General features: G+C 57.0%; 23 protein-coding genes and 3 tRNA genes. 1 reads left to right on the top strand and 25 read right to left on the bottom strand.

The window, feature by feature from the left end:
- Nucleotides 1–45: 45 nt before the first annotated feature.
- The 3 genes from pnuC to OJ965_RS15520 form a co-directional block, all read right to left on the bottom strand.
- Nucleotides 46–780, bottom strand: coding sequence for a nicotinamide riboside transporter PnuC (pnuC, locus tag OJ965_RS15510; RefSeq protein ID WP_111207725.1), 735 nt, complete (start codon nucleotides 778–780; stop codon nucleotides 46–48).
- Nucleotides 781–804: 24 nt separating this feature from the next.
- Complete coding sequence (nadA, locus tag OJ965_RS15515) at nucleotides 805–1,866, bottom strand: quinolinate synthase NadA (protein ID WP_009091379.1); 1,062 nt, start codon at nucleotides 1,864–1,866, stop codon at nucleotides 805–807.
- A 127-nt stretch (nucleotides 1,867–1,993) separates the two neighbouring features.
- Nucleotides 1,994–2,539: a methylated-DNA--[protein]-cysteine S-methyltransferase gene (locus OJ965_RS15520; protein WP_140028230.1), complete on the bottom strand. Its 546-nt coding sequence runs from the start codon at nucleotides 2,537–2,539 to the stop codon at nucleotides 1,994–1,996.
- A gap of 158 nt (nucleotides 2,540–2,697) precedes the next feature.
- Between OJ965_RS15520 and OJ965_RS15525 the strand changes: the two genes are divergently transcribed.
- Complete coding sequence (locus OJ965_RS15525) at nucleotides 2,698–4,173, top strand: AlkA N-terminal domain-containing protein (protein ID WP_265136875.1); 1,476 nt, start codon at nucleotides 2,698–2,700, stop codon at nucleotides 4,171–4,173.
- Nucleotides 4,174–4,312: 139 nt separating this feature from the next.
- Here the strand turns inward: OJ965_RS15525 and OJ965_RS15530 are convergent.
- The 22 genes from OJ965_RS15530 to sdhC all read right to left on the bottom strand — a co-directional run bounded on the left by OJ965_RS15530 (nucleotide 4,313) and on the right by sdhC (nucleotide 23,980).
- Nucleotides 4,313–4,388: transfer RNA gene (locus OJ965_RS15530), tRNA-Lys, on the bottom strand.
- 46 nt (nucleotides 4,389–4,434) lie between these two features.
- Nucleotides 4,435–4,510, bottom strand: a tRNA-Lys gene (locus OJ965_RS15535).
- Between the two features lie 67 nt (nucleotides 4,511–4,577).
- Nucleotides 4,578–4,653: transfer RNA gene (locus OJ965_RS15540), tRNA-Lys, on the bottom strand.
- Between the two features lie 164 nt (nucleotides 4,654–4,817).
- A complete protein-coding gene (gene cpoB / locus OJ965_RS15545) occupies nucleotides 4,818–5,612 on the bottom strand; it encodes a cell division protein CpoB (protein WP_009091386.1) in 795 nt (264 codons plus the stop codon).
- A gap of 9 nt (nucleotides 5,613–5,621) precedes the next feature.
- Complete coding sequence (gene pal / locus OJ965_RS15550) at nucleotides 5,622–6,149, bottom strand: peptidoglycan-associated lipoprotein Pal (protein ID WP_009091388.1); 528 nt, start codon at nucleotides 6,147–6,149, stop codon at nucleotides 5,622–5,624.
- 51 nt (nucleotides 6,150–6,200) lie between these two features.
- Entirely contained in the window at nucleotides 6,201–7,496 is a 1,296-nt protein-coding gene (tolB, locus tag OJ965_RS15555) for a Tol-Pal system beta propeller repeat protein TolB (RefSeq protein WP_046101431.1), read from the bottom strand.
- A 115-nt stretch (nucleotides 7,497–7,611) separates the two neighbouring features.
- Nucleotides 7,612–8,952 (bottom strand): cell envelope integrity protein TolA, encoded by a 1,341-nt coding sequence (gene tolA / locus OJ965_RS15560; protein WP_009091391.1) that lies wholly within the window; start codon nucleotides 8,950–8,952, stop codon nucleotides 7,612–7,614.
- Nucleotides 8,953–8,979: 27 nt separating this feature from the next.
- Entirely contained in the window at nucleotides 8,980–9,408 is a 429-nt protein-coding gene (gene tolR / locus OJ965_RS15565; RefSeq protein ID WP_009091394.1) for a colicin uptake protein TolR, read from the bottom strand.
- Nucleotides 9,409–9,421: 13 nt separating this feature from the next.
- Nucleotides 9,422–10,108 (bottom strand): Tol-Pal system protein TolQ, encoded by a 687-nt coding sequence (gene tolQ / locus OJ965_RS15570; protein ID WP_009091396.1) that lies wholly within the window; start codon nucleotides 10,106–10,108, stop codon nucleotides 9,422–9,424.
- Nucleotides 10,105–10,509, bottom strand: a complete 405-nt coding sequence (gene ybgC / locus OJ965_RS15575) for a tol-pal system-associated acyl-CoA thioesterase (protein ID WP_009091398.1) — start codon at nucleotides 10,507–10,509, stop codon at nucleotides 10,105–10,107. Before ybgC ends, tolQ begins: the two co-directional genes overlap by 4 nt.
- A gap of 177 nt (nucleotides 10,510–10,686) precedes the next feature.
- Nucleotides 10,687–10,980, bottom strand: a complete 294-nt coding sequence (ybgE, locus tag OJ965_RS15580) for a cyd operon protein YbgE (protein WP_111207730.1) — start codon at nucleotides 10,978–10,980, stop codon at nucleotides 10,687–10,689.
- Entirely contained in the window at nucleotides 10,980–11,084 is a 105-nt protein-coding gene (cydX, locus tag OJ965_RS15585) for a cytochrome bd-I oxidase subunit CydX (RefSeq protein ID WP_009091402.1), read from the bottom strand. The genes ybgE and cydX overlap by 1 nt, the downstream gene beginning before the upstream one ends.
- Before the next feature lie 15 nt (nucleotides 11,085–11,099).
- A complete protein-coding gene (cydB, locus tag OJ965_RS15590; RefSeq protein WP_046101429.1) occupies nucleotides 11,100–12,239 on the bottom strand; it encodes a cytochrome d ubiquinol oxidase subunit II in 1,140 nt (379 codons plus the stop codon).
- 11 nt (nucleotides 12,240–12,250) lie between these two features.
- On the bottom strand, nucleotides 12,251–13,822 hold the full coding sequence (gene cydA, locus OJ965_RS15595; RefSeq protein ID WP_058956301.1) for a cytochrome ubiquinol oxidase subunit I: 1,572 nt from the start codon (nucleotides 13,820–13,822) through the stop codon (nucleotides 12,251–12,253).
- Nucleotides 13,823–14,392: 570 nt separating this feature from the next.
- A complete protein-coding gene (gene sucD, locus OJ965_RS15600) occupies nucleotides 14,393–15,268 on the bottom strand; it encodes a succinate--CoA ligase subunit alpha (protein WP_009091407.1) in 876 nt (291 codons plus the stop codon).
- Nucleotides 15,268–16,434, bottom strand: a complete 1,167-nt coding sequence (sucC, locus tag OJ965_RS15605) for an ADP-forming succinate--CoA ligase subunit beta (protein WP_009091408.1) — start codon at nucleotides 16,432–16,434, stop codon at nucleotides 15,268–15,270. Before sucC ends, sucD begins: the two co-directional genes overlap by 1 nt.
- Before the next feature lie 70 nt (nucleotides 16,435–16,504).
- On the bottom strand, nucleotides 16,505–17,728 hold the full coding sequence (gene odhB, locus OJ965_RS15610) for a 2-oxoglutarate dehydrogenase complex dihydrolipoyllysine-residue succinyltransferase (RefSeq protein WP_009091410.1): 1,224 nt from the start codon (nucleotides 17,726–17,728) through the stop codon (nucleotides 16,505–16,507).
- 15 nt (nucleotides 17,729–17,743) lie between these two features.
- On the bottom strand, nucleotides 17,744–20,551 hold the full coding sequence (gene sucA, locus OJ965_RS15615) for a 2-oxoglutarate dehydrogenase E1 component (RefSeq protein WP_009091412.1): 2,808 nt from the start codon (nucleotides 20,549–20,551) through the stop codon (nucleotides 17,744–17,746).
- A 200-nt stretch (nucleotides 20,552–20,751) separates the two neighbouring features.
- Entirely contained in the window at nucleotides 20,752–21,468 is a 717-nt protein-coding gene (locus OJ965_RS15620) for a succinate dehydrogenase iron-sulfur subunit (RefSeq protein ID WP_009091413.1), read from the bottom strand.
- A 14-nt stretch (nucleotides 21,469–21,482) separates the two neighbouring features.
- Nucleotides 21,483–23,249 (bottom strand): succinate dehydrogenase flavoprotein subunit, encoded by a 1,767-nt coding sequence (gene sdhA, locus OJ965_RS15625; protein ID WP_009091415.1) that lies wholly within the window; start codon nucleotides 23,247–23,249, stop codon nucleotides 21,483–21,485.
- On the bottom strand, nucleotides 23,250–23,597 hold the full coding sequence (gene sdhD / locus OJ965_RS15630; RefSeq protein WP_009091417.1) for a succinate dehydrogenase membrane anchor subunit: 348 nt from the start codon (nucleotides 23,595–23,597) through the stop codon (nucleotides 23,250–23,252).
- Nucleotides 23,591–23,980 carry a succinate dehydrogenase cytochrome b556 subunit gene (sdhC, locus tag OJ965_RS15635; protein WP_265136921.1) on the bottom strand — a complete coding sequence of 130 codons (390 nt, stop codon included), beginning with the start codon at nucleotides 23,978–23,980 and terminating at the stop codon, nucleotides 23,591–23,593. The genes sdhD and sdhC overlap by 7 nt, the downstream gene beginning before the upstream one ends.
- Nucleotides 23,981–24,190 lie beyond the last annotated feature (210 nt).

Genomic DNA, 24,190 nt, shown 5'->3' on the forward strand with positions numbered 1-24,190 from the left:
ACGACCGCGCGCGGTAACCTGGTTACCGCGCGCTGTGACCGCCCCTTACTGGCCTGTCTGCTGCGCCGACAGTGCGCGTGACCCCTGCTCCCGGGCACTGCGGATCCACATGCGTGAGCCATTAAGCGCAATCAGGGTCAGAATCATATACTCCAGCGACATCGCATAGACCCCCTGACGGGCAAAAATCATGACGCTGATGACGTTAATGATCACCCACAGCAGCCAGTTCTCAACATATTTGCGCGTCATCAGGATCATCGCCGCAATCGACAGCACCATCATGCAGGCGTCCCAGAACGGGAAGGCATCCGGCTGCAATACCGGCATCGCCACCGACAGGCCAATCGCGTTCATCAGCGTCACCGCCGCACGGGTCAGCATGGCAAACACCGGGTCAATGTAGAGCGTCATCAGCGCAATCGCGACGACGCAGCTCACCGCCCAGGCGATCGCTTTCGGCAGCGGCAGCCAGCGAATCTTCAGCGCCGCCTGATGATCGCTGGTCTGCCGGCTCCAGGCGTACCAGCCGTAAATATTGGCGGCAAAAAAGAAGAGCTGCAGCAGCAGGCTGGCGTAGAGCTGAATCTGAAAGAAAATCACCGCAAACAGCGTGACGTTAATCAGGCCAAAGGGGTAGTTGATGATTTTTTCCAGGCTGGCAAACCAGATGCAGAGTAAGCCCGCCAGGGTGCCGATAGCCTCAATCCATGAGAGATCGTAGCCGCCTGCACCCAGAGGAATGTGAACCAGAATATTATGCGTGCTGAAAAAGTCCATGCAGAGCACCTGTCAGGAAAACGGCTAGGCGTTTCCCTTCACGTTGAGTTTAAGTTCCGCTGCAAAGGATAGCATGCGATTCAGGGGCAGTAACGCCGCCTCTCGAAGCGTCTCGTCCACCTGAATCTCATGTTCCGCGCCGCCCGTCTCCAGCGCGTCTGCGATGGCTTTGAGACCGTTCATCGCCATCCACGGACAGTGCGCGCAGCTGCGGCAGGTTGCGCCCTCCCCGGCTGTCGGCGCTTCCAGCAGCTCTTTGTCCGGCACCGCCTGCTGCATTTTGTAGAAGATGCCGCGATCGGTCGCCACAATCATCTGCGGATGCGGCAGGGATTTGGCGGCCTGAATCAGCTGGCTGGTCGAACCCACCGCGTCGGCCAGATCCACAATCGCCTGCGGCGACTCGGGATGAACCAGCACCGCCGCATCGGGATAGAGCGCTTTCATGCGCTGCAGCGCCTGAGTCTTGAACTCATCATGGACAATGCAGGCGCCCTGCCAGCACAGCACATCGGCGCCCGATTTCTGGGTGACGTAGCGGCCGAGGTGACGATCCGGTGCCCAGATAATTTTCTCGCCCAGGCTGTCGAGGTGCTCAATCAGCTCAACCGCAATGCTGGAGGTGACGACCCAGTCAGCGCGCGCTTTTACCGCCGCCGAGGTGTTGGCGTAGACCACCACGGTGCGATCGGGATGGGCGTCGCAGAAGGCGTTAAACTCCTCAATCGGACAGCCCAGATCCAGCGAGCACTCCGCCTGCAGTGTCGGCATCAGGACGGTTTTCTCAGGACTGAGGATTTTGGCGGTCTCCCCCATAAAGCGTACGCCCGCCACCAGCAGCGTGGTCGCCGGATGGTTGCTGCCGAAACGGGCCATCTCCAGTGAGTCGGAGATACAGCCGCCGGTCTCTTCGGCCAGCGCCTGAATTTCCGGGTCGGTGTAGTAGTGCGCGACCATCACGGCATTTCGCGCCTTCAGCAGGGTTTTGATTTTCTCACGATAAAACGCCTTCTCGTCATCACTCAGGCGGGCGGGTTTAGGGGGAAAGGGGTAAACGGTGCTTTCAGGATCGAACATCACACTCATGACACAGCTCTCGTTTTATCTAATTAACGAAAATCGCCATAACAGGCGAAATATGGCGTTGAATACGCCGTCGTGTTTTATATGCTAAACACGATAGCGGAAAAGCCCGACTGTGTCGTGTGATTTTTTAATCGGCCTGCATGACCGCACCGCCAGCCCGACCCTGTGCGCCTTGTTCGCCCGGCTGCGGCAGGGGCTGTGACGTTTCCAGCGCCAGCAGAAACGCTTTAACCGTCAGCCCGCCGGCAAACCCGGTCAGCTTGCCGTTGGCCCCTATCACCCGGTGACACGGCGCGACAATCGAAAGTGGATTGCGACCGTTGGCCGCGCCGACCGCACGCACCGCCAGCGGATGCCCGATCTCGCGGGCAATCTGGCTGTAGCTGCGTGTTTCACCAAACGGAATCGCCACCAGTGCCTGCCAGACTTTTTTCTGAAAGTCAGTGCCGGCAAAATCGAGCGGCAGTTCAAAGCCGCGTCGCGCACCGGCAAAGTACTCGCCGAGCTGACGTGCCGTTTCGACCAGAATGGGATGGTCGTCATCGCGCGTCTGCGGTAAAAAGCGGGTGCGATGAGGATCGTCGTTCTCCCACAAAATACCCGCCAGGCCGCGCTCGCTGGCCACCAGTTTCAGTTCGCCCACCGGGGTAACAGTCAATTTGAAGTAATACATGGTGATTCTCCCGTCACGGTTTCGACACGTATTATCGCACTTTTCCTCAGCCTGACTGGCTGTTTTCGGTCATGGCGATAAACTGATGTGTTGTCCGAAAACAGCCAGTCTGCCGGGAATCACCGGTGTAGGCTCCGCATATTTACCGGAGAAATACCATGCTTAATCCCGACATTGCCTATCAGGCGCTGACCTCCCGTGATACCCGTTTTGACGGCGTATTCTTTGTTGGGGTGACCTCAACCGGTATCTATTGTCGTCCGATCTGCCCGGTCAAAGCGCCGATGCAGAAGAACTGCCTCTTTTTCAGCAGCGCCGAAGCCGCCGAAAAAGCGCGCTTTCGTCCCTGCCTGCGCTGCCGGCCTGAACTGGCACCGGGCAATGCGCCGGTGGATCAGCCGCACCGCGTGGCGGAACGGCTGATTCAGCGCATCGAAGAGGGAATGCTGGAGGAGCGCGAAGGGCTGGAGGCGATAGCCACTGAGTTCGGTTTAAGCCTGCGTCAGCTGCGGCGTATCGTGCAGCAGGAGCTGGGGGTCTCACCGCTTGAGCTGAGGCAGACGCGACGGATGCTGCTGGCGAAGCAGCTGCTGACGGAGACGCAACTGCCGATTACGGAGATCGCCTACGCCAGCGGCTTTGGCAGCCTGCGCCGCTTTAATGATGTGTTTCAGGCGCGCTATCGCATGACGCCAGGCGCCCTGCGCCGGAACGAGGCGGGTGACGGGCGGACGCAGCCCGGTGACCGCGTGACGCTGCGGCTCGCCTATCGCCCGCCCTACGACTGGGCAGCGATGCTCTGGTTTTTACAGACTCACCTGATGAAAGAGGTCGAAGCGGTGGAGGATGGCACCTGGCGACGCACGGTGGCGATGGGCCGCTATCGGGGCTGGGTCAGTGTCGCGCATCTGCCGCAGAAGAATGCGCTGCAGGTGACGCTCTCCACCTCGCTGACGCCGGTTCTGCCTCTGCTGCTGCGCCGCCTGCGCGATCTGTTCGATCTTAATGCTCAGCCGCAGCGTATCGCCGCCTGTCTGTCACAGGATCCGCTGCTGGCACCCAGCCTGATCGCCCACCCGGGCCTGCGTGTTCCGGGTGCCTTTGACGCCTTCGAGCTGGGCGTGCGCGCGATCATCGGTCAGCAGGTGACGGTCAAAGCCGCCACCACCGTCAGCAGCCGCTTTGCCGCCGCCTTTGGCGAGCCCTGTGAAACGCCGTTTGCCGACCTGACCCGCTACGCCGTGCCGCCAGCACGTATCGCGGGCCTGACGGTCGACGAGGTTGCGCCGATGGGCATTGTCAGCGCCGCGCGCTCACGCGCCATCATCGCCTTCGCTGAAGCCTGCGCCAGCGGGGATCTGCGCCTCAGTGCCGCTCAGCCGCCTGACGAGGTGATCAAAAAGCTGATCAGCCTGCCTGGCATCGGTCCCTGGACCGCCCACTACATCGCGATGCGTGCCCTGCGCTGGCCGGATGCCTTTCCCAAAGAGGATATCGCCATCCGGAATAACCTGGGCGGCATGTCATCCAGGGAAGCAGAGGCACGCTCGCAATCCTGGCGTCCCTGGCGCAGCTATGCGGTGATGCATATCTGGGAGAGCCTGGCAGTGGCGAAAGCGAAGAAAAAGGCGTAACGGCGGATTCAGGCCTGCTCTCCTCATCATGCAGAAGCAGCCCGCGCCAGTAGCGCGGTCAGAGAAGGAAAGCGTCCCGCACCGTAAAGTCCGTGCCCTGAAAACGAAAAAAGCGCCCTGAGGGCGCTTCTTTCTTAATTGGTGGGTCGTGCAGGATTCGAACCTGCGACCAATTGATTAAAAGTCAACTGCTCTACCAACTGAGCTAACGACCCGCTGGGGGCTTACAACCGTTCAGCACGCCAGGCGGCTGAAGTAAGATGGTGGGTCGTGCAGGATTCGAACCTGCGACCAATTGATTAAAAGTCAACTGCTCTACCAACTGAGCTAACGACCCATCTTAGGTTGTGAAGCAATCCTGAACTCTTCTTCGCGCGTCGCACTGATGCGCGACTGAGAGAAGATGGTGGGTCGTGCAGGATTCGAACCTGCGACCAATTGATTAAAAGTCAACTGCTCTACCAACTGAGCTAACGACCCATCTTCAGGCTTGCCAGACACTTTGCATTGTGTCCCGGCAACGGCGGCATATATTACTGATTTAGCGGGGTAGCGCAACTCTTATTTCTACTAAATGCTTCAGTTGCTTACCTTTCATACGGCAAGACCAGAAATCACACGATATCTGGCCTGAACCGTACCGATTACAGACCTGACAGACGTTTTTGCGCCTGTTTTGCAGATTCGCTATCAGGATAAAGTTTGATCACCTGCTGGAAGACCGCTTTGGCTTTCGCCGTGTCTTTCTTCTCCTGCATGATCACACCCACCTTCAGCAACGCCTCTGCGGCTTTCGGCGACTTCGGATAGTTTTTCACCACCGTGGCGTAATAATAAGCCGCGTCGTCCTTTTTGCCTTTGTTGTAGTTCAGCTGCCCCAGCCAGTAATTGGCGTTGGGCTGATAGGTCGAATCGGGGTAACGCTTTACCCACGCCTGAAGCGCACTGATCGCCTGATCATACTGTTTCTTTTCCAGAATCAGCGCCACAGCCGCATTGTAATCGCTGTTGGCGTCACCGGTCTGCGCAGGTGCGCTCTCCGTTGATGCCGCTGCGCCTGTGCTGGCTGCTGCACCGGTATCGGCTGCGGCATCGCCGCCCGCCGCCTGCTGGCCGCCGCTGCTGCTGGCGCTGCTCAGGCTGTCGATCTGCTGGTAGAGCTGCTTCTGGCGCTCAACCACCTGATTCAACTGATACGTATTTTGCTGGATTTGCCCACGCAGCGCGTCGATATCACGCTGATTGTCGCTCATCTGCTGCTGCAATTGCTGCATCAGCTGCGCCTGGGCATTAGAGATTCGTTCGAGAGTGGTGACACGGTCTTCGACCGAGCCGGAGCCAACGCTACTGATTGACGCTTGGGCATTAGCGGCCCAGGGGGCCGCTACGCCAATCAGTAACGACAGACTCAACAGATGACGTCTGAAGTTACTAACCATGTGATTCTCTTAGTAGACCAGTACGGCACGACGGTTTTTAGCATACGCTGCTTCGTCATGACCCAGAACGGCTGGCTTCTCTTTACCGTAAGAAACGATAGACATCTGATCAGCTGACACGCCTTTGCCCTGCAGGTACATTTTAACCGCGTTAGCACGACGTTCGCCCAGGGCGATGTTGTATTCCGGCGTACCGCGCTCATCCGCGTGACCTTCGATGGTCACTTTGTAGGATGGGTTGCTGCGCAGGAAGGAAGCGTGCTGATCCAGCATCTGTGCGTAATCAGACTGAACGTCATACTTGTCCAGACCGAAGTACACGATGTTGTTCTGCTGCAGCTGCTGCATCTGCAGACGCGCCTGCTCGTCAGAAGACATGTTGCCGCCGTTGCCGTTCATGCCAGAGTTTGCACCGTAAGCGCCATCAGCGCCCATGCCAGTCTGGTCATTGTTGTTGTTTTTGTGTGAGCTACAAGCCGCTACTGCCAGAACCGGCAGAGCCAGCATCAAACCCTTCAGCATTTTGTTCAGTTGCATTTCAAAAATCCCATTATTGTTTATTGTTTGCGATGTCTGATCGATCAGACATTACAGATACGGCGACCAGGCAGGAAATTTGACCTGTCCATCGGTTGCCGGAAGACGCGCTTTGAAACGGCCGTCGGTTGAAACCAACTGCAGCACGGAACCCATCCCCTGAGTAGAGCTATAGATTACCATTGTGCCGTTTGGTGCCAGGCTCGGCGTTTCATCCAGGAACGTGTCCGTTAACGTTTGAACGGCTCCCGTTTCCAGATCCTGTTTGGCGACGTGCTGTGATCCACCGCTGGTGCTGATCATCACCATGGATTTGCCATCGGTTGCGACATCCGCATCCTGGTTCTGACCGCCTTCCCAGGTAATACGTTGTGGCGCGCCGCCATTAATGCCTACTTTATAAATCTGAGGTGCACCCGCCTGATCCGAGGTATAAGCCAGCGTCTGACTGTCCGGGAACCAGGTTGGTTCTGTACTGTTATAACGGCCATCGGTGACCTGACGCGTCTGACCTGAAGCCAGATCCATCACATAGAGGTTCAGGCTGCCGGTTTTAGAGAGTGCGAAAGCCAGCTTAGAGCCATCCGGTGAGAACGCCGGAGCACCGTTGTGGCGCGGGTACGAGGCGACCTGACGGATAGCCCCGTTCGACAGCGTCTGAACCACCAGCGCAGACTTGCCGCTTTCAAAGGTCACGTAAGCCACTTTGCTGCCATCCGGAGACCAGGCTGGCGACATCAGAGGCTGTGGTGAACGATGAACCACAAACTGGTTGTAACCATCGTAATCCGCTACGCGCAGCTCATACGGGAACTGGCCGCCGTTGGTCTGCACGACATAGGCGATACGGGTACGGAAAGCGCCCTTGATGCCGGTCAGCTTCTCGAAGGTTTCATCACTGGCGGTGTGACCGGCATAACGCAGCCACTGTTTGGTGACTTTATAGGTGTTCTGCGCCAGCACGGTTCCCGGTGCACCACCGGTATCGACCAGCTGATAAGAAACCTGATAGCTGCCATCCGGGTTAGCGGCGACCTGACCGACCACAACCGCGTCGATGCCCAGGGCGCTCCAGGCCGCAGGCTGAACTTCCTGTGCGCTGCCAGGCTGCTGAGGCAGACGTGAGCGATCCAGCGGATTAAATTTGCCACTGTTGCGCAGGTCAGCGGCCACGATGCCGCCGATATCTTCCGGCGCGGCACCTGCACCCGTCCACTTAAATGGCACAACGCCAATCGGGCGAGCAGTGTTGACGCCCTGGGTAATCTCAATTCGAACTTCTGCATGCAGCATGGCTGCCCACAGCAGGATAAAAAAGCCTAACGTAACGCGAAGAGCTTGCTTCATTTTATCTCCCTTATCTGAACCTCAGTCCACGATAATTGGCACTGTTCCTGGAAACCACGAGTAGAACTTAAGTACGGCAAGCTAAACATAGATCAACTTGCCGCCCGTTACTGCATTATTGCGGTTTAAAACGCATAGGGGCGTTCTTAAACACTTCGTAGACCGCCTGGGAAGGCGGCTTCGGAATACGTGCCTGTCGGGCGGCGGTAATCGCGGCCTGACAGAGCGCGGGGTCCCCACCTTCTGACTTAACATCAATCAACAGGCCATCCGGCGCAAGTTTAATCCGCAAATCACAGGTTTTTCCGCGATACAGATCGGCATCATAGAAGCGGCTTTGAATCGCACTGACCACCTGCCCCATGTAGGAGTTGATTTCCGCGCCTGACGCACCCGCTTTCTTCTGGTTTCCCTGCCCTGCTGCGCCGCCGCCAGCGGCCCCGCTTTTCGGTGCATTTTTACCAGAAGCCAGTCCACCCAGCAGATCATCGACATCGCTGTCGTTAGCCGCATCGGCGGCGGCTTTCGCTTTCGCGTCGGCTTTGGCCTTCGCGGCGGCATCGGCTTTCGCTTTGGCAGCCGCGTCCGCTTTGGCTTTCGCTGCCGCATCGGCTTTCGCTTTGGCCGCGGCTTCCGCTTTCTCTTTCGCCGCTTCTTTCGCCGCCTCTTTCGCGGCTTCCGCTTTGGCTTTTGCGGCTTCCGCTGCTTTCTCTTTCGCTGCCTCTGCGGCTTTTTCTTTGGCTTCTGCGGCTTTCTCTTTCGCCTCTTCAGCCGCTTTCGCTTTGGCCTCGGCGGCCGCTTTCACTTTAGCTTCCGCTGCCGCTTTGGCCTCCGCGTCAGACTTTGCCTTCGCTTCGGCGACGGCTTTCTCTTTTGCCGCCGCCGCCGCAGCGGCTTTCGCCTGCTGATCAGCCTGCTTCTTTGCTTCGGCAGCAGCCTGTTTCGCCTGCTCAGCCGCGGCTTTCGCCTGGGCATCCGCCTGTGCTTTAGCTTCAGCCTTCGCTTTTGCGGCTGCCGCTTCAGCGGTTTTCTGCTGCTCAGCCGCCTGTTTAGCGGCCTGTTCGGCCGCTTTCTGCTGCTCAGCCTGCTGTTTAGCCTCTTCTTTTGCCGCTTCCTGCGCAGCTAAGCGCTCTTTTTCCAGCGCTTTCAGACGCTGCTGTTCGGCGGCCTGCTTCTCCTGCAGCTCTTCAGCCTGCTGCTGCGCCTGCTTTTTACGCTGCTGCTCAGCACGCTGGCTGTCGCTCTGCTGGTTCTGCTGACGGTTATACTGGCTGACGACGGCGCCGGGATCGACCATCACCGCATCGATATCACTGCCGCCGCCACCCGCACTGCTGGGGTCAACATGCTCATTAAACGAGCTCCATACCAGCAGCGCGATCAGCACGATATGCAGAATCACCGAAATGATTATCGCGCGCTTTAACTTCTCGTTTTGCTCGGTTGCCTTCGACACACTCGGTTCCCAAAAAACGGTTCGATTTTAAATCGGCTGCGTCATCAAACCGACAGATTTAACACCCGCCTGGTGCAGCAGGTTGAGCGCTTTAATAATTTCATCGTAAGGCACCTCTTTCGCGCCCCCGATCAAAAAGACCGTCTTAGGATTCGCTTCCAGTCGACGCTGCGCTTCGCTGATCACCTGCTCGGGCGGAAGCTGATCCATGCGATCGTGATCCACCACCAGGCTGTACTGACCCACGCCCGCCACCTCAACAATCACCGGCGGATTGTCGTCGCTGGAAACGGTTTTGGAGTCGGTCGCATCCGGCAGATCCACTTCCACGCTCTGGGTAATAATGGGTGCGGTTGCCATGAAGATCAGCAACAGCACCAGCAGGACGTCCAGCAGCGGAACGATGTTGATTTCCGACTTCAGGTCGCGGTGTTTGCGACCACGTACTCTGGCCATCATTAACCTCTGTTTACTTAGCGTTATCGCTGGAGAAAGCCTGGCGATGCAGGATGGCCGTGAACTCTTCCATGAAGTTGTCGTAGCCCTGCTCCAGTTTGTTGACGCGCTGGTTCAGGCGGTTGTACGCCATCACCGCCGGAATCGCGGCAAACAGACCGATCGCGGTCGCAATCAGTGCTTCAGCAATACCTGGCGCCACCATCTGCAGCGTCGCCTGCTTCACCGCGCCCAGCGCGATAAAGGCGTGCATGATCCCCCAGACGGTGCCGAACAGCCCGATGTAGGGGCTGATGGAACCGACGGTGCCGAGGAAAGGAATGTGGTTTTCCAGCGTTTCCAGCTCGCGGTTCAGCGAGATGCGCATCGCACGGCTGGCGCCATCAATGACCGCTTCCGGCGCATGATTATTGGCGCGATGCAGACGGGCAAACTCTTTAAAGCCGGCGTAGAAAATCTGCTCAGAACCAGCCAGTTCGTCCCGACGCTCCTGACTCTCCTGGTAGAGACGCGAAAGTTCGATACCCGACCAGAACTTGTCTTCAAACGCCTCCGCTTCTCTTCCGGCCGCATTCAGAATACGTGTGCGCTGAATAATGATGGCCCAGGAGGCAATAGAAAAGCCGATCAAAATCAACATGATAAGTTTGACCAGAAGGCTCGCCTTCAGGAACAAATCAAGAATGTTCATGTCAGTCACTGCTTGAACTCCGCGACAATAGACTTGGGAAGCGCAATCGGCTTCATCAGATGTGGGTTAATGCAGGCAATCAGGACTTCTGCCTCATTGAGCACTTTGCCTTCAGTATTCACGATACGCTGCGTGAACGTCATCGTGGCCCGTGTCATTGATGTCACTTCACTCTGGATCTCCAGAAGGTCATCAAGACGCGCCGCCGACAGGTAGTCCACCGTCATACGTCGTACCACAAAAGCGACCTGCTGCTCTAACAGCGTCTGCTGATTGAAATGGTGCTGTCGCAACATCTCGGTACGTGCTCGTTCATAAAAAGCGATATAGCTGGCGTGATAAACCACACCACCGGCATCAGTGTCTTCGTAGTAGACCCGAACCGGCCAGCGAAACAGCGTTGTACTCACTCTACATCCCGGCCTCGTTTTAAACGATGCTACTATACGCAAGAGAATTGGGGTTGGGAATGGGTCGCCAGAGCCAGGCGAAAATAATTATCGCTCCGTAACAAACGGAACGATTTCAGGGAGATTTATTGACCGTACGCTGACAAATATTCACTGACAGCGCCGGTAAGGCGGGGGCTAAACGTAAAAACGGTAAAGGGCAATCATTAACACCACTACGGCGGGTAACGGCGTAAACAGCGCCTGCCATCGGGTTTTTCGTGGCCGGAAACCCACGCCGTGGATCACCCCGCAGCAGACCGCCCAGATCAGCACCAGCGCCTGCAGCGCAGGTAACTCCCCTGCCTGATTGGCAAAGCGTGCAGGATCCCACATCACCCCGCCCGCCGTCAGCAGTGCCAGCAGCAGAGAGAGGGCCCGTAACGGGCCCTTATCCATCAGATCATACAGCATCCGAATCAGCGTTCGCATCAGTGAGACTCATCCTGCGCTTCAATGTGCTCAATCGCCAGCGCGGTGATGATACCAAAGGCACAGGCCAGCAGAGTGCCGAGAATCCAGGCAAAATACCACATGCGACATCTCCTTAATCAGTAGAGTGAGTGACTGTTGCTTTCAATATGCTCTTTGGTGATACGACCAAACATCTTCCAGTAGCACCAGGTGGTGTAGGCGAGAATGATCGGCACAAAGATAACGGCGGCAATGGTCATGGTTTGCAGGGTCAGCAGGCTGGACGTGGCGTCCCACATCGTCAGGCTGGTGCCCGGCACGGTGCTGGACGGCATGATGAACGGGAACATCGCAATACCCGCCGTCATGATGACGCAGGCCAGCGTCAGCGAGGAGAACAGGAACGCCCAGGCCCCCTTCTCCACCCGTGAGCAGAAGATGGTCAGCAGCGGCAGAAGCACACCCAGCAGCGGGAACAGCCACAGCACAGGATGCTGCTGGAAATTCACAAGCCAGGCTCCCGCTTCGCGCACCACGGTTTTACCCAGCGGGTTGGAGGCGGCGAAGTGATCCAGAGGGCTGGTCACCACATAGCCATCAATGCCATATTTCACCCAGACACCTGCCAGGATGAAGCAGACCATCATCACCAGCGCGGCAAGCTGGGCGGCGGTGCGTGAACGCAGATGCAGTTCACCGGTGGTGCGCATCTGCAGATAGGTCGCACCCTGCGCCAGAATCATCGCCACACTGACCACTCCCGCCAGCAGACCAAATGGATTCAGCAGCTGGAAGAAGTTACCGGTGTAGAACAGACGCAGATACTCGTCGGCATGGAACGGCACGCCCTGTAACAGGTTGCCAAACGCCACGCCAATCACCAGCGGCGGGACAAAACTGCCAATGAAAATGCCCCAGTCCCAGGCACCGCGCCAGCGGTTGTCTTCAATCTTTGAGCGGTAGTCGAAACCGACCGGACGGAAGAAGAGCGACGCAAGCACGAGGATCATCGCCACATAGAAGCCCGAAAAGGCGGCCGCGTAGACCATCGGCCAGGCGGCAAACAGCGCCCCTCCGGCGGTGATCAGCCAGACCTGGTTGCCGTCCCAGTGCGGTGCGATGGTGTTAATCATGATGCGACGTTCGGTATCGGAGCGTCCCAGAATGCGTGTCAGCATACCGACGCCCATATCGAAACCATCGGCGACGGCAAAGCCGATCAGCAGCACGCCAATCAACAGCCACCAGACAAAGCGCAGAACTTCGTAATCAAACATGGTCGCTCTCCTTATCCCTGTACCGGCTGAGGGGTTGCCGTGATCTGCTCGTGGTGATAACGCCCGGTTTTCAGACTGCTCGGCCCGAGGCGGGCGAATTTGAACATCAGGTACATTTCAGCCACCAGGAACAGGGTGTAGAGGCCACAGATCAGAATCATCGAGAACAGCAGATCGCCTGTGGTCAGGGAGGAGTTAGCCACCGCCGTCGGCAGAATTTCACCGATGGCCCAGGGCTGACGGCCATACTCTGCGACAAACCAGCCTGATTCCACCGCAATCCACGGCAGCGGAATCCCCAGCAGTGCCGCTTTCAGCAACCCGCGGTTCTTACCGATGCGATTGCGTATCACGCTCCAGAAGGAAAGCGTGATGATGGCCAGCAGCAGCACGCCGCACAGCACCATGATGCGAAACGCGAAGTAAAGTGGTGCCACACGCGGGATGGAATCCTGCGTCGCCTGCCTGATCTGCGCGTCCGTCGCATCCGCCACGTTGTCGGTATAGCGTTTCAGCAGCAGACCGTAGCCGAGATCCTGTTTGTGACTGTTAAAGGCGTCACGTACTGCCGGATCCTGGCTGCCGCTGCGCAGCTCATTCAGCAGGGTGTAGGCCTTCATGCCGTTGCGGATGCGCACCTCATGCTGTGCCATCAGATCTTTCAGGCCGGTGACGGGCGTATCGGTGGATCGGGTGGCGATCAGGCCCAGCAGCCAGGGGATCTGAATCGCATAGCGGTTCTCCTGAGTCGCCTGATCCGGCAGACCAAACAGCGTAAATGAAGCCGGTGCCGGCTGGGTCTCCCACTCGGCTTCAATCGCGGCGAGTTTGGTTTTCTGCACGTCACCCATTTCATAGCCGGACTCATCGCCCAGCAGGATCACTGACAGCACCGCAGCCATACCAAAGCTGGCGGCAATGGCGAACGAGCGTTTTGCAAAGGCGAGATCACGCCCTTTCAGCATGTACCACGCGCTGATGCCGAGAATAAACATCGCACCGGTGGTATAACCCGCCGCCACGGTGTGCACGAATTTGACCTGCGCGACCGGGTTCAGCACCAGCTGCGAGAAGCTGACCATCTCCATACGCATGGTTTCGAAGTTAAATTCAGAGGCGATCGGGTTCTGCATCCAGCCGTTGGCGACCAGAATCCAGAGCGCCGACATGTTCGATCCCAGCGCCACCAGCCAGGTGACCGCCATGTGTTGCACTTTGCCCAGCCGATCCCAGCCAAAGAAGAACAGGCCGACAAAGGTCGATTCCAGGAAGAACGCCATCAGACCTTCAATGGCGAGCGGCGCACCGAAGATATCGCCGACGTAGTGAGAGTAATAGGACCAGTTAGTGCCGAACTGAAATTCCATCGTCAGTCCGGTGGCCACACCCAGCGCAAAGTTAATGCCAAATAACTTGCCCCAGAACTTCGTCATATCTTTATAAATCTGTTTGCCGCTCAGCACATAGACCGTTTCCATAATCGCCAGCAGAAACGCCATACCCAGCGTTAAAGGGACGAACAGAAAATGGTACATCGCCGTTAAGGCAAACTGTAATCGCGACAGCTCGACGATATCTAACATAAGGACTCCTTGCTCCTCGCTTTCTCTCAATTGCGCGCGCGAATCGCGAACGTAATCGGGGTCAGGAACGACTGTTTATTGATTCCAGTTTTTTTATTACCCGCAGACCCGGCCTGTAAGCTGCCGGGACAGGTCAGTCACGCATGCAGCAGCTCTGAATTGTCAATCCGCGCTTTCATTAACGCGTGCTATAACAGGAGAAAAGCGGGTGTCATCCCGGGTTGAGCAGACGTTTGAAAATGTGTGTAAAAGGCTGGATTGATGCAGCGCAATTTACGCCCTTAGCGTTGCGCTTTGCCAGAGAAATAGTTGGATATAAGTCGCGATTAATTGATCTGGAATAACGCAATAAGTTTCCAGATAAGGTCAGGTAGGATTCTTGTTAATAAGATGTCATTACTTAAATCAGGAGTGAGAAAATAGATCACGTTTGCCATTATTCATTAACCTGGCAGGCGCCCGGACGCCATTATCATGCAGCCTGTTTCCCTTTCCGCTGACGGCCCTCTCCCCCGGGTTAATCGCAAAAAAAAGCCACCCGAAGGTGGCTGAGTCTCAGATGACGCTGGCTTATTTAGCCGGTAATACTGCTTTCACGGCGTCACCGATGTCCGCCAGACTGCGAACGGTCTTCACGCCTGCCGCTTCCAGCGCCGCAAACTTCTCATCAGCGGTGCCTTTACCACCGGCAATGATGGCGCCCGCATGGCCCATACGTTTGCCTTTAGGCGCCGTCACACCCGCGATGTAACCCACGACAGGCTTGGTCACGTGCTCTTTGATGAAGGCTGCCGCTTCTTCTTCTGCGCTGCCGCCGATCTCACCGATCATCACGATCGCTTCCGTCTGCGGGTCATCCTGGAACAGTTTCAGGATGTCGATGAAGTTAGATCCCGGGATCGGGTCGCCGCCGATACCCACACAGGTCGACTGGCCGTAACCGATATCGGTGGTCTGCTTAACCGCTTCATAGGTCAGCGTACCGGAACGTGAGACGATACCCACGCGGCCCGGCTGGTGAATGTGGCCCGGCATGATGCCGATTTTGCATTCGCCTGGGGTGATAACACCCGGGCAGTTTGGACCGATCATCCGCACGCCGGCTTCATCCAGCTTCACCTTCACGGTCAGCATATCCAGCGTCGGGATACCTTCGGTGATGGTGATGATCAGTTTGATGCCCGCTTCAATCGCTTCCAAGATGCCATCTTTGCAGAACGGTGCCGGAACGTAGATCACGGTTGCCGTTGCGCCAGTCGCTTCTACCGCTTCGCGCACGGTGTTGAACACCGGCAGGCCGAGGTGAGTCGTGCCGCCTTTGCCTGGCGTGACGCCGCCAACCAGTTGGGTACCGTAGGCCAGCGCCTGTTCAGAATGGAAAGTCCCCTGGCCACCGGTGAAACCCTGGCAAATGACTTTGGTGTTTTTGTCGATCAGAATGGACATTATTTACCCTCCGCGGCAGCAACAACACGCTGTGCGGCGTCTGTCAGGCTGGTTGCTGCAATGATGTTCAGACCGCTGTCCGCCAGTTTCTGGGCGCCCAGCTCGGCGTTGTTACCTTCCAGACGTACCACCACTGGCACATTCACACCCACTTCAGCAACTGCGCCGATGATGCCGTCGGCAATCAGGTCACAGCGTACGATACCGCCGAAGATGTTAACGAAGACGGCTTTCACCGCATCGTCAGAGAGGATGATTTTGAAGGCTTCGGTTACGCGCTCTTTGGTTGCGCCGCCGCCGACATCAAGGAAGTTTGCTGGCTGGCCGCCGTGGTGCTTAACGATGTCCATGGTGCCCATCGCCAGACCTGCGCCGTTAACCATACAGCCGATGTTGCCTTCCAGCGCAACATAGTTCAGTTCCCACTGTGTCGCGTGCGCTTCACGGGGATCTTCCTGGCTTGGATCGCGCATTTCGCGCAGCTCTGGCTGGCGGAACAGGGCATTGCCATCGGCACCCAGTTTGCCATCCAGGCAGATCAGGTCGCCCTGCTTGGTGATCACCAGCGGGTTGATCTCAACCATCGCCAGATCGCGCTCCAGGAACAGTGTCGCCAGACCCATAAAGATCTTGGTGAACTGGCCGACCAGCTTACCGGTCAGACCGAGTTTGAATGCCAGCTCGCGGCCCTGGTACGGCTGCGGACCGGTCAGCGGATCCAGCGCCATTTTGTGGATCAGATGCGGAGTCTCTTCCGCTACTTTTTCGATTTCCACGCCGCCTTCGGTTGAGGCCATGAAAATCACACGACGGGTAGCACGATCCACCACCGCACCCAGGTAGAGTTCCTGGTCGATGTCGGTCGCAGCTTCAACCAGAATCTGGTTAACCGGCTGGCCGTTCGCATCTGTCTGATAGGTCACCAGGCGTTTGCCCAGCCAGTTTTCAGCAAAAGCACGGATATCTTCTTTGCTGTTAACCACTTTCACACCGCCCGCTTTACCGCGGCCACCGGCATGAACCTGACATTTAACTACCCACGGGCCTGCGCCAATTTTAGAGGCTGCTTCTTCCGCTTCACGTGGTGTAGTACAGGCGTAACCCGTTGGTGCCGGCATGCCATACCGTGCAAACAGCTGTTTCGCCTGGTATTCGTGTAAGTTCATGATGTTCTATCCATTCAGGTCTGAAAAGAGTAATGAGGTTGGGCGCACGCGAAGGTGCGCCCGGTGAAAATCAGACATCCAGCAGCAGACGTGCTGGATCTTCCAGCATCTCTTTCACTGCAACCAGATAACCCACAGATTCACGGCCATCGATCAGGCGATGGTCGTAGGAGAGCGCCAGATACATCATTGGCAGCACCACAACCTGACCATTGACCGCCATCGGGCGATCTTTGATAGCGTGCATGCCCAGAATGGCGCTCTGCGGTGGGTTGATGATCGGCGTAGACATGAGTGAACCAAAGACGCCGCCGTTGGTGATGGTAAAGTTACCGCCGGTCAGATCCTCAACCGTCAGCTTACCGTCACGGCCTTTCACGGCCAGCTCTTTAATTTTCTTCTCGATGTCCGCCATGCTCAGCGCATCGACGTCACGCAGCACTGGCGTCACCAGACCGCGCGGCGTGGAGACCGCAATGCTGACGTCGAAGTAGTTGTGGTAAACCACATCTTCGCCATCGATAGAGGCGTTCACTTCCGGATAGCGTTTCAGCGCTTCAACCACCGCTTTCAGGTAGAAGGACATGAAGCCCAGACGCACACCGTGACGCTTCTCAAAAGCTTCACCATACTGCTTGCGCAGATCCATGATGGGCTTCATGTTGATTTCGTTGAAGGTGGTCAGCATCGCGGTGCTGTTTTTCGCTTCCAGCAGACGCTCAGCAACACGCTTACGCAGACGGGTCATCGGCACGCGTTTTTCGCTGCGATTTGCGATCGGCTGCGGCGCGGCTGCGGCTTCAGCGGCCGGTGCGGCAGCTTTAGTATCCTGCGGCTTGCTGGCAAGATGTTTTTCAACATCTTCACGGGTCAGACGTCCGCCCACACCGCTGCCTTTGATCTGCGAGGCATCCAGGTTGTGCTCAGCAATCAGACGGCGGATAGCCGGGCTGAGCGCATCGTTGCTCTCTTCTTCCAGCGACGCGGTCTGACGCTGAGCCGGAGTCGACTCTTTGCTTTCAGACTTCGCGCTGGTCTCTTTACCGGCGCTGTTGCCCTCTTTCAGGCGGCCCAGGATCTGGCGTGAAGTGACGGTGGCGCCCTCTTCTTCCAGCACGGCTTCCAGGATACCGTCAGCCGCCGCAGGCACTTCCAGCACCACTTTGTCGGTTTCGATTTCAACCAGCACTTCATCGCGAGTGACGGCATCGCCTGGTTTTTTGTGCCAGGTTGCCACTGAGGCATCGGCAACCGATTCAGGCAGGTCGGGAACGAGAATATCTACGCTACTCATTATCTTTCCTTTTAATTAATTAACGTTCAGCGCGTCATTAACCAGGTCTTGCTGCTGTTGTTGGTGTACGGACATGTAACCCACGGCCGGTGAGGCGGATGCCGGGCGGCCTGCATAACGTAAGGTCGCGCCAAACGGCACAACTTCACGGAAGTGATGCTGGCTGCAATACCAGGCGCCCTGATTCAGCGGCTCTTCCTGACACCAGACAAAATCCTGCACGTGAGAATACGCTTTTAATGCTTCCTGTACCGCCTGATGCGGGAAAGGATAGAGCTGCTCGATGCGCACGATGGCCACATCGGTCTGCTCGTTTTTACGACGCTGCTCCAGCAGGTCGTAATAGACTTTACCGGAACAGAGCACGACGCGTTTCACGCCCTGCGGATCGAGATCGTCAATTTCACCAATCGCCGGCTGGAAACTGCCGTTTGCCAGTTCATCCAGCGTTGAGATCGCCAGCGGATGACGCAGCAGTGATTTCGGTGACATCACAATCAGCGGACGACGCATACCGCGCAGCGCCTGACGACGCAGCATGTGGTAAACCTGCGCCGGGGTTGAAGGCACGCAGACCTGCATGTTCTGCTCAGCGCAGAGTTGCAGATAACGCTCCAGACGCGCAGAGGAGTGCTCTGGCCCCTGACCTTCATAGCCGTGCGGCAGCAGCATCACCAGACCACACATGCGGCCCCATTTCTGCTCACCGGAGCTGATGAACTGATCGATAACCACCTGTGCGCCGTTGGCGAAGTCACCAAACTGCGCTTCCCAGATGGTTAGGATGCGCGGTTCAGCCGTTGCGTAGCCATATTCAAAGGCCAGCACCGCCTCTTCGGACAGCACGGAGTCCCAGACTTTAAACTGGCCCTGACCACTGTGCACATGGTGCAGCGGGGTGTAGGTAGAGCCATTCGCCTGGTTATGAATAACAGCGTGACGGTGGAAGAAGGTGCCGCGACCGGTATCTTCGCCCGACAGGCGCACCGGAATGCCTTCATCGACCAGTGTGGCGTAGGCCAGGTTCTCTGCCCCGCCCCAGTCGAAGGCTTTTTCACCTTCGGCCATCAGGCGACGATCGTTGTAGATCTTGGCGACACGCGACTGAACTTCCACCTCTTCAGGCACCTGGCTGATACGCAGCGCCAGCTCCTTCAGTCGTTTCAGCTCAACCTGCGCCGGATAAGGCTCATCCCACTCATGGTTCAGGTAAGGCGACCAGGTAAAGGAGTGCAGGCTCATCGGACGCCATTCCGGCACCACACACTCGCCCGCATCCAGCGCGTCACGGTAAAGATTGACCATCTCGGTCGCATCTTCCTGCGTGGCAACGGCTTCACCTTCTAGACGGTCAGCGTAGATTTTGCGTGGCGTCGGGTGTTTTTTGATTTTCTGGTACATCAGCGGCTGGGTCGCACTTGGCTCATCCGCCTCGTTGTGACCATGACGGCGATAGCAGACCAGATCGATAAACACATCACGCTTAAAGGTGTTGCGGTAGTCGAGTGCCAGACGGGTAACAAAGGCCACCGCTTCCGGGTCGTCAGCGTTGACGTGGAAGATCGGCGCCAGCACCATTTTGCCGATGTCGGTGCAGTATGGCGTAGAGCGCGCATCTTTCGGGTTAGAGGTGGTAAAGCCCACCTGGTTGTTGATCACGATACGAACCGTGCCACCCACTTCATAACCGCGCGCCTGAGACATGTTCAGGGTTTCCTGAACCACGCCCTGACCAATGACGGCCGCATCACCGTGAATGGTGATCGGTAAGACTTTATTGCTGGCTGGCTCATCAAGGCGATCGAGACGGGCACGAACCGAGCCCATCACCACCGGGCTGACGATCTCCAGATGCGACGGGTTAAACGCCAGCGCCAGATGCACCAGGCCGCCTTCCGTTTCCACGTCAGAGGAGAAGCCCATGTGGTACTTCACGTCACCGGTGCCCAGATGCTCTTTGTGCTTACCGGCGAACTCGTCGAACAGATCCTGCGGCTTTTTACCCAGCACGTTGATCAGCACGTTGAGACGGCCGCGGTGCGCCATACCCAGCACCACTTCACGGGTTCCGCTCTTACCGGCATGACGGATCATTTCGCGCAGCATCGGAATCAGCGCGTCGCCACCTTCCAGCGAGAAGCGTTTCGCACCCGGGAATTTCGCTCCCAGATATTTCTCCAGCCCTTCTGCGGCGGTCAGCTCTTTCAGGAAACCTTTTTTCTCTTCGTTACTGAAGGCTGCACGGCCCGCCACGGACTCAAGACGCTGCTGGATCCAGCGTTTCTCATCGGTGTTGTTGATGTGCATATATTCCGCACCAATCGAGCCGCAGTAAGTCTGGGTCAGCGCCTCGAAGAGATCGGCCAGCTTCATGGTCTCTTTGCCGATGGCAAAAGAGCCGACGTTAAAGCTTTCCTGAAAATCGGCCTCGGTCAGATCGTGAAAAGCGGGATCAAGATCGGCCACCCGGTCCTGTTTCCACAGGCCAAGCGGATCGAGGTTGGCGTGCTGATGACCGCGAAAACGGAACGCGTTAATCAGCTGCAACACTTTCACTTGCTTGGAGTTGGTTTCCGGATCGGAGAGAGATGAGGTGTAACGAGATGCGTCTTTCGCCAGGCGACGGAAGTACTCACGTGTGGTGGAGTGAAACTGCTCAGGTTTCATTCCGGTGCCCGGTAACTGCTGGAACATCGAGCGCCACACTGCATCGACAGAGTCAGGATCGGTCAGGAAATCCTCATAGAGCTGCTCTATGTAAGACTGATTCGCGCCGGCCAGCCAGGAAGAGTCCAGCCAGGGTTTCATCGCGCTGTTCTGCATTGTGATCCCTTAAGCATTGCTATGCTTTTTTGAGGTTTCATTTGTTGCCGCTTTCGCGGTTTGCCGTAGTGAGTTCAGCGATACGAGCACTCTGCGCAGCGCGCGTGGCCCGTAAGGGAACCTTTGTAAACGTGGTCATCACCGCGCTTACAGAGGCTTCCGTAAAACACCGGGAACCTGAGGTTCCCGGCAAGTACACATCATGCACCGCGCTGCAGCAGCATCGACTTGATATGGCCGATGGCGCGCGTCGGGTTGAGCCCTTTCGGGCATACGCTCACACAGTTCATAATGCTGTGACAGCGGAATACGCTGAAAGCATCATTCAGATTGTCGAGGCGCGACTCGGTTTCAGTGTCGCGGCTGTCAATCAGGAAGCGGTATGCGGCCAGCAGACCGGCTGGACCAATAAACTTCTCCGGATTCCACCAGAATGACGGGCAGGAGGTTGAGCAGCAGGCACAGAGAATACATTCGTACAGGCCATCCAGATGTTCACGCTCATCCGGTGACTGCAGATGTTCACGTGCAGGCGGATTTTCCCCATTATTCAACAGGAAAGGCTTAATTTTCTCATATTGTGCATAAAACTGGCTCATGTCTACTACCAGGTCACGCACGACCGGTAAGCCCGGCAGCGGACGGATAACAATTTTCTGTTTTCCGTTGCCCAGTGCCGATACCGGCGTGATGCAGGCCAGACCGTTTTTACCGTTCATGTTGAGGCCGTCAGAGCCGCAGACACCTTCACGGCAGGAGCGACGGAAGGCCAGGGTCGGATCTTTCTCTTTCAGGCGGATCAGCGCATCCAGCAGCATCATGTCACGACCATCTTCCGATTCCAGCGTGTAATCCTGCATACGCGGTTTGTCGTCGACGTCTGGATTGTAGCGATAAATTGAAAACTCGAGTCTCATCGTCGTCTCCGGAATTAGTAGGTGCGCACTTTCGGCGGGAAGGCCGCGCGCAGTTTCGGCTGCATGTTCACCTCACGGCGCGTCATGCTTTCGGTTTCCGGGACATAAAGACTGTGGCACAGCCAGTTTTCATCATCACGATCCGGGAAGTCGAAGCGACTGTGCGCACCGCGGCTCTCGGTGCGGTAGTTAGCCGCGACCGCCGTGGCAAAGGCCGTCTCCATCAGGTTATCCAGCTCCAGGCACTCAATACGCTGGGTGTTGAAATCGGGTGAGCGGTCATCCAGACGCGCTGACTTCAGGCGCTGGCGAATCTCTTTCAGCTCTTCCAGACCCTGTGCCATCGCATCACCTTCACGGAAGACCGAGAAGTTGTTCTGCATGCAGCGTTGCAGCGCTTTGCGAATCTCAACCGGGTCTTCACCGGTGGTGTTGTTTTCCCAGCGGTTGAAACGCTCCATCGCCACGGCGATTTCATCTTCGGTCGCATCCCGCAGGTCGCCCTGCTCCTGGATGCTCTCCAGCAGATGCAGACCCGCCGCGCGGCCAAAGACCACCAGGTCCAGCAGGGAGTTACCACCCAGACGGTTGGCTCCGTGCACCGAAACACAGGCGATTTCGCCGACGGCGAACAGGCCAGGAATCACCACATCTTCGCCCTGCTCGTTCACGCGCAGCGCCTGACCGGTTACTTTGGTCGGAATGCCGCCCATCATGTAGTGGCAGGTCGGGATAACCGGGATAGGCTCTTTGATCGGATCGGCGTGAGCAAAGGTGCGCGACAGCTCCAGGATACCCGGCAGACGCGATTCCAGCACCTCTTTACCCAGATGATCGAGTTTCAGTTTGATGTGCGGGCCCCACGGACCGTCACAGCCGCGACCTTCACGGATTTCAATCATCATCGAACGCGCAACCACGTCGCGGCCCGCCAGGTCTTTGGCGTTTGGCGCATAACGCTCCATGAAGCGCTCGCCATGTTTGTTCAGCAGGTAGCCCCCTTCACCACGGCAGCCTTCCGTGACCAGCACACCCGCACCCGCGATGCCGGTTGGGTGGAACTGCCACATCTCCATATCCTGCACCGGCACGCCTGCGCGCAGCGCCATACCGACACCGTCACCGGTGTTGATGTGGGCGTTGGTGGTGGACTGATAGATACGGCCTGCACCGCCGGTCGCCAGAATGGTCGCCTTCGCTTTGAAGTAGACGGTTTCGCCGGTTTCGATGCAGATAGCGGTACAACCCACTACCGCGCCATCGGCGTTTTTCACCAGATCCAGCGCGTACCACTCCGAGAAGATGGTGGTTTTGTTTTTCAGGTTCTGCTGATAGAGCGTATGCAGCAGGGCGTGACCGGTACGGTCAGCGGCCGCCGCCGTACGTGCCGCCTGCTCGCCGCCGAAGTTTTTCGACTGACCACCAAACGGACGCTGATAAACACGGCCATCTTCCAGACGGGAGAATGGCAGGCCCATATGCTCCAGCTCCAGAATCGCTTCCGGGCCGGTTTTGCACATATATTCAATCGCGTCCTGGTCACCGATATAGTCGGAACCTTTGACGGTGTCGTACATATGCCATTCCCAGTTATCTTCGTGGGTATTACCCAGCGCAACGGTGATACCGCCCTGCGCAGATACCGTGTGGGAACGGGTCGGGAAAACTTTGGATAACAGGGCACAGCTCTGGCCGCCCTGGGAGATTTGCAGTGCGGCGCGCATTCCTGCGCCACCTGCGCCGATCACCACGGCATCAAACTCTCTGATTGGCAAACTCATTTACACACCCCACACCACAACAAAGCCATAAATCGCATACCACAACAGCGCCACGACAATCACAAACTGCAGCAACAAACGGGTTGGCAGCGATTTAACGTAGTCTGTTAACACCTGCCACATCCCGATCCAGCCGTGGATCAGAATGGAGAAGAGCGTCAGCAGCGTGAACACTTTGGTGAAGGCGGAGGCGAAGAAGCCACGCCACAGGTCATACGTCAGCGTGTCTGTCATCACCACGAAACCGAGGATGTAGACGATGTAGAGCGTAATGAGAATTGCAGTTGCGCGCAGCAGCAGCCAGTCCTGAATGCCGTTGCGACCCAATGCGGATGCATTGCTTACCATACGAGGACTCCCGCCAGAATTGCCAGCACGACAGTGATCACAAAAGTTATATGTGCTGAGCGCTTACCGACCTGCAGCGTTTCAGCCAGATAACCAAAATCCATCAACATATGACGAATCCCGCTCACCGCGTGATAGGCCAGCGCCGTTAAGATGCCCCACATGATAAACTTCGCGAAGAAGCCATCCATAATGGACGCAGCGTGCTGGAAACCTTCAGAAGAGGAGAGAGAGAGACCGAGTAGCCACAGCAGGATGCCAATGGCAACCAGGGTGATTACGCCGGAGACGCGGTGAAGAATGGATGATATTGCAGTAACGGGAAACCGGATCGTCGAGAGATCCAAGTTGACAGGTCTTTGTTTTTTCACGGTTTTGCCCACACAGCTCTTTTTTATTTTGCTTCCTCCGGACCTGAGGCGGAGTCTAATCACAACGCGTGGCAGACTTTAACCGTCACCAAACAAGCAACATCCAGTGTTAATTGACGCGGTAGTAAACGCTGGGTGGCTCCTGGTGTCAGGGTGTTCCGGAGACCTGCCTGGAGTATAGGAGGATCACATTCTGATTACAATTCCCCTACAAACTCTTTG

Origin of the sequence: Pantoea anthophila (genome assembly GCF_026104315.1) — a bacterium.
Taxonomy (GTDB): domain Bacteria; phylum Pseudomonadota; class Gammaproteobacteria; order Enterobacterales; family Enterobacteriaceae; genus Pantoea; species Pantoea anthophila.